This is a genomic window from Catellatospora sp. NPDC049609 (genome assembly GCF_040675365.1).
In the GTDB taxonomy this organism is placed as follows: domain Bacteria; phylum Actinomycetota; class Actinomycetes; order Mycobacteriales; family Micromonosporaceae; genus Catellatospora.
In genome coordinates, this window is record NZ_JBFAOU010000307.1 from 1 (window position 1) to 5418 (window position 5418).

Below are 5418 nucleotides of genomic sequence, written 5' to 3' on the forward strand. Positions count from 1 at the left end.
GAGATGCCGGTGGACACGCCCTCGCGGGCGTCGACGGTCACGCAGTACGCGGTGCCGCGCCGGTCCTGGTTGGTGTAGTACATGGGCGGCAGCTCCAGCCGGTCCGCCTCGTCCTCGGTGATCGCCACGCAGATGTAGCCGGAGGTGTGGCGCACGGTGAAGGCCACCAGCTCCTGGCTGGCCAGCTCGGCGGCGAAGATCAGGTCGCCCTCGTTCTCGCGGTCCTCGTCATCGACCACGACCTCGCTCACCGACACACGACGGATCGCGAAAGAGCGGGATGCCTCCGAGAACCTTCGGCTGCGTCTTCGGCCTACGGGACCAGCAAGTCGTGTGGGGAGGTGTGCCCAGCGATGACGAGCACTGCGGGTCGGTAGCGAGGAAGCTCCCGCCGTGTCGGCCATGACCGCTCCCCGTCACTTGTCCTGGCCGGAGTAGGGTCCGGCGCGGTCAGAGGCATACTCGATCGTGTCTACGGTAGGCACACGGTGAACGCCGGGGGACTCGTGCAGAACCCTCGGGCCAGGCCTCACCGGTCAGGGACGGGCAATCTGCCAAATGCCCTCGACACCATCACCAGAAGGTTGGCCGGGCCGTGCATCGTTTATGTATCGGTACAGCGGATGGCCGTTGAGAGTAATTTGTTTCCCGCCGTCCGGGCGGACTAACACGCCGAGCGCTCGGGGGTCAATTCCGGGTAGCGCGATTGGCATTCCAGACTCGGCCAGCGCGGGAGGCCATGTCTTGGCACATGTGGCATCGCACGACGAGGACACTGCCTTACCATCCTTGCTGACTCTATCTTTTTTGGAGGTGTAGAGCACGTAACCTTGGTGGTCAGCAACGGCCTTTCCCTTAGGCGTGTTGATCAATGCCACCATGCCCGCCGGTGGCGCAACCGGTGACTGCTGCGCGAGCGGCACCAACGTCTCCGGCTTCGCCTTTGCGGGGCCTTCTCCACTAGACAACACAACGCCTCCGAGGCCGAGCAAGCCGACACATGCAACTGCGGCCAGCACCCAGCGCTTCCGTCGGAGAAAACTCATCTGATCCAACTCCTATCGCATTGCCCTTGACCGAGGCATGCTGATCGATTGATAACGAAGAAATCGCGGAAGGGACAATGCGGCTAGTTGTCAGCGCATTGTCGAACGGACACGCACGACCACTACCCTCAGGCCCGGAATGACATAGGGCGTGATACTCGATATTTGGATCTGACCGCCGACGTCGCAGCCGAAGTGAACTGCGCCACTTGGGTTACGGATCCCAGCGCCTATCGGTTCCGTCATTCAACCTGCGTCGCAGCGCGGCCGCCGACGGCGGGCTAGCGGTACGGCCATGGCCTGTCACGGCGGTGCCATGTAGGCGCGGCGTGCCGAGGCCGTGGTGTACGCGCGGTGACGGAGGCTCGCTGAGCGACGCCCGTCGTCTCCTGAGAGCCACCGCCTGTGACCACCATCGGTATCGACCCGCACAGGTCCTCGTTCAGCGCCGTCGCGCTTGACCCACCCGTCAGCCCTTGCGACCCGCCGCGTCGCCGTCAACGCCGCCGCATTCAAGACCCTCATAGCAGTCCGCGGACTGGCCGCAACGGCGGTTCGCCGTTGAAGGCGCGACCGGGCTAGGCCGGCCCATCGCCCGACTGCCGGCCGCGGCCGGTGAACATGTCGTTGACGTGTCAGGCACCCTCAGCATCCGTGCCAGGGTGCTGGACACCGGCGACGCCCGCAAGACCGACCTCCACGACGCCGCCAGCGTCGCGCATGTCGCTCAATGTAGCCGCAAGCTGCGCACCGACGTCGCAGAAACAGACCATGCTGCTGCGGATACTAGCCCAACGCCGCGACGACTGGCCCACGAACGCGTCCGGATCACCAATCGTCTCCATGGCCTGCTGCAGGACCCAGTCCCCGCAGGCGCCGCGCTTGGCCTGTCCGCTACCCTGCTGCGCTCGGTCCGGCCGACAATCGCCGCCGACGCCTGCCGCCGCGATCTCGCCCGAGACCTGATCGACGACCTCCACCGGACGGACCGGCTGCTTAAGAGCAACGAGAAGCAGACCGGCCATGCTGTGCCCGTGGCGGCAGCAGCCTCACCCAGATCCACGGCCTGGGCACCATACTGGGCCGCAAGATCATCCGCTACGTCGGCGATGTTACGCGCTTTTCACAGACCACTTCGCCAGCTACACCGGACCTCGCCGCTGGACGCCTCCAGCGGCGAGCGCCGCCGCCACCGCCTCAACGCCGGCGGCAACCGCCAGCTCAACTCTGCGCCCCACACCATCGCCGTCTGTCAGGCCCGCGGCCTTGGGTCCGGAGCAGACTATTACCAGCGCAAACTCACCGAGGGCAAGACCCGCCGAAGCGCGCCGAGCCCGTCAAACGGCGACCTGCCCACGTCATCTACCGCCACCCCGTCAAGGATCAACAGCGGATGACTGCTACAGCCTCTTGACACAGAGGCGCCATCAGGAGCTTCACTTCGTGGCCGCCTCCAAGGCTCAACCTGATCAACCTGATCAACATCAACTACGTTCGCGATTGGGCGAGTCTGGAGCGTCTGCAGATCCGATGAGCGCCTCGGCCACGTACTTCAGCTTGGATACACTCCGCCGAAGAACGGGAGAGTTATGAAGATCGCAAAAGTCGCCGCCATGTCAGCGGCCACTGCAGCGTTGGGGATGGTTCTCAGCATCGCGCTTGGCGCTTCTGCCAGTGCTGCGGCCGACGGCGCTAGTTCTGTGCGCGTAGTTTCTACCTCCTCCGAGGGAAGCGAGGACTTCCCGGATCCGTTCTGTCCATGTGTCAACTAGAGTCCATTCACGTGCTTGGTCCCAGAGATATTCCCAACACCTGACTCGATTTCAGGGATAACAGAGTTAAGTCCTGATGGCTGGGCGACGCATGGCCGCAGGACTGCAAGCGAGCGCGGGGCACCAGGCCGCCGCCGCTAAGGTCGGTCCAGCCGTGCCCAAGGATAATGATGGTGAACCACACCATCATTCAGCGGGGCGCGTCAGAAGTTAAGCACCGATGGGCTGCAGGTCGATCCCGTGCCTGCAGCCCATCGGGCCAGATCGCTCGGTATATGCGCCGACGAGCGGATCGCGTTAGCGGATCGGCTGCGCCCACGCGGCCGCGGCCTGGCTCCGGGCAGGTACATTGCGCAAGTCGATGCAGCCGATGGCCGCCTCGGCTGGGCGTGGACCATCAGGGACTGCAGCAGTTCGTTACCACGAGCTCGTCTCCGAACACCTCACCCCAGCGGCCGAACACCGAGGTCATTTCAACGACACCCGTGGATGTCTCGTGATCAACCAGATGCCTGAGATGCGTACTACGCAGTGAGGCTACTGAAAGGACTGCGTTACCACACGCCAGTCCAGCAGGAACCTCACTTGCTAACTCCGCGCCGTCGTTCCGGGCCTGTCGACACCCCACCTGAACTTCCTGGCCGGCCTGCTGGCCGAGCACCGCACCAGCGTCGGTTGCCGGTGGCGCAAGTTGTCGCCCGCCCAGCAGGCGCTGCTGGTCCTGGTCCACCTGCGCTGCGGCGACAGCCTGGCCCGCCTGACAGCGTCGTTCGAACTGTCGCCGACCACCTGCTACCGCTACGTCACCGAGGCCGTCGCCCTGCTCGCGGCCCACGCGCCGTCGCTGGACCAGGCCCCGGCAGGCAGGCAGCGCAAGGTCACGATCCTGAACGGCACAATCACCGCGACCTTCCTCGTGCGCTGGACCGGCCAGCACAAGCGCTGGCGGGTGCACCGCAAGCGGACCTACGACGTCAACCTGCAGGCCCTGTCCGGTGACACGGGCCAACTGCTGTGGATCTCCGACGGGCTGCCCGGCTCACCCACGACCTGACCGCCGTCCGCCAGCACGGCGTCGTCGACGCCGCCGCCCGACATGACCCGCAGTTCTGGGCCGACCGCGGCTACCAGGGCGAAGCGCCCACCCCGATCACGCCGGTCCGCACCTGCAAAAACAAGCCCCTGATCCCGGCGGCTTCGGCACACAACCGCCGCCACGCCGCCGTCCGGGCACCGGGAGAACGTGGCTTCGCCACGCTCAAGTGCTGGCAGATCCTCACCCGCATCCGCTGCACCGTTGGCAAGACCGACGCCATCGCGCAGGCCATCCTGGCCCTACACCACGCCACATCGACGCCAATCAGGATGAATGGCCTCACTGGCCAACGATCGAGGCCCACTTCTGCCCCCGCTACCTTTTTGATGTCCCCAGCCGGGGACGGCTCGGTCGCTCGGCCCGGTATGACTTACTGCCCCTGTCGTACGCATGATCCGGGGTGTTGTCGCCGGGGCGGGTGGCGTCGACCCACCGCTGATAGGGACACGGCCCCCCGTGCCTTGGGCAGGTCTCTTCGTAACATGGCTGCCGGCAGTCGATGCCAGATCGGCGACCGAGACACAGGGCAAGTGTCGCGGGGAGGCGATACATGCATGCGGACTACCAGGTGCTCCTCGGCCTCGACGTCGGCAAGGAAGGCCACCACGCGGTCGCCTTCGACCGTGACGGCAGACGGCTGCACGACGCCGCGCTGGTCAACAGTGAGGCCAAACTGCAGCAGGTGCTCGACAAACTCGCCCGCCACGGCCAGGTACTCGTCGTGGTCGACCAGCCGTCCTCGATCGGCGCCCTGCCCGTCGCAGTCGCCCGCGCCTGCGGTCATCAGGTCGCCTACCTTCCCGGCCTGGCAATGCGTCGTTTGGCCGACCTGCATCCCGGCGCAGCCAAGACCGACGCCCGCGACGCCTCCGTCATCGCCGACGCCGCCCGGACGCTGCCACACACGCTGCGCCGCGTCGACATCGGCGACGAAGCCCTGGCCGAACTCGAAGTACTGGTCGGGTTCGACGACGACCTCGCAGGCGAGTCGACCCGACAGGCCAACCGGATCCGTGGCCTGCTCACCCAGATCCACCCCGCCCTGGAACGGGTACTTGGTCCAAAGGTCCAGCACAAAGCGGTGCTGGAACTGCTGTCGCGTTGCGGCGGCCCAGCCGGGCTGCGCAAAGCCAGCCGACGCAAACTCACCGCGATCGCCGCCAAGAACGCACCCCGCATGGGCGAACGGCTGGTCGAGCAGATCATGGCCGCCCTGAGCGAACAGACCGTCACCGTCGCCGGCACCGCCACAGCCGAGACCATCCTGCCGAGACTGGCCCGCAGCCTGCAAGACGTGCTCCAACAGCGGCAACAGGTCGCCGCAGAGGTCGACGGGATACTCGATGCCCACCCTCTCGCCGAGGTCCTGACCTCGATGCCCGCCGTCGGTGTCAGGACCGCAGCCCAGATCCTGCTGAAGGTCGGTGACGGCACCGGCTTCGCCAGCTCCGGCCACCTCGCCGCCTACGCTGGGCTGGCCCCGGTCACCCGCTCCGGCACCAGC

At 66.2% G+C, this 5418-nt stretch carries 5 protein-coding genes and 1 pseudogene; 4 read left to right on the top strand and 2 right to left on the bottom strand.

Annotated elements, in window-relative coordinates; genetic code table 11:
• On the bottom strand, window positions 1-251 hold a 251-nt coding region (locus AB0J67_RS38945), incomplete at its 3' end, for a 3,4-dihydroxy-2-butanone-4-phosphate synthase (RefSeq protein ID WP_363490487.1).
• A gap of 285 nt (window positions 252-536) precedes the next feature.
• Window positions 537-1046, bottom strand: a complete 510-nt coding sequence (locus tag AB0J67_RS38950; RefSeq protein ID WP_363490489.1) for a hypothetical protein — start codon at window positions 1044-1046, stop codon at window positions 537-539.
• A gap of 662 nt (window positions 1047-1708) precedes the next feature.
• Between AB0J67_RS38950 and AB0J67_RS38955 the strand changes: the two genes are divergently transcribed.
• The 4 genes and pseudogenes from AB0J67_RS38955 to AB0J67_RS38970 form a co-directional block, all read left to right on the top strand.
• The gene (locus tag AB0J67_RS38955) at window positions 1709-2443 is read left to right on the top strand and encodes a hypothetical protein (protein WP_363490491.1); all 735 of its coding nucleotides are present in this window, start codon (window positions 1709-1711) and stop codon (window positions 2441-2443) included.
• 1066 nt (window positions 2444-3509) lie between these two features.
• The gene (locus AB0J67_RS38960; protein ID WP_363490493.1) at window positions 3510-3872 is read left to right on the top strand and encodes a transposase family protein; all 363 of its coding nucleotides are present in this window, start codon (window positions 3510-3512) and stop codon (window positions 3870-3872) included.
• A pseudogene (locus tag AB0J67_RS38965) lies at window positions 3833-4099 on the top strand (transposase family protein); the annotation flags it as partial. The gene AB0J67_RS38960 and the pseudogene AB0J67_RS38965, both read left to right, overlap by 40 nt.
• A 365-nt stretch (window positions 4100-4464) precedes the next feature.
• The coding region (locus tag AB0J67_RS38970) for an IS110 family transposase (RefSeq protein WP_363490495.1) at window positions 4465-5418 on the top strand (954 nt) is incomplete at its 3' end.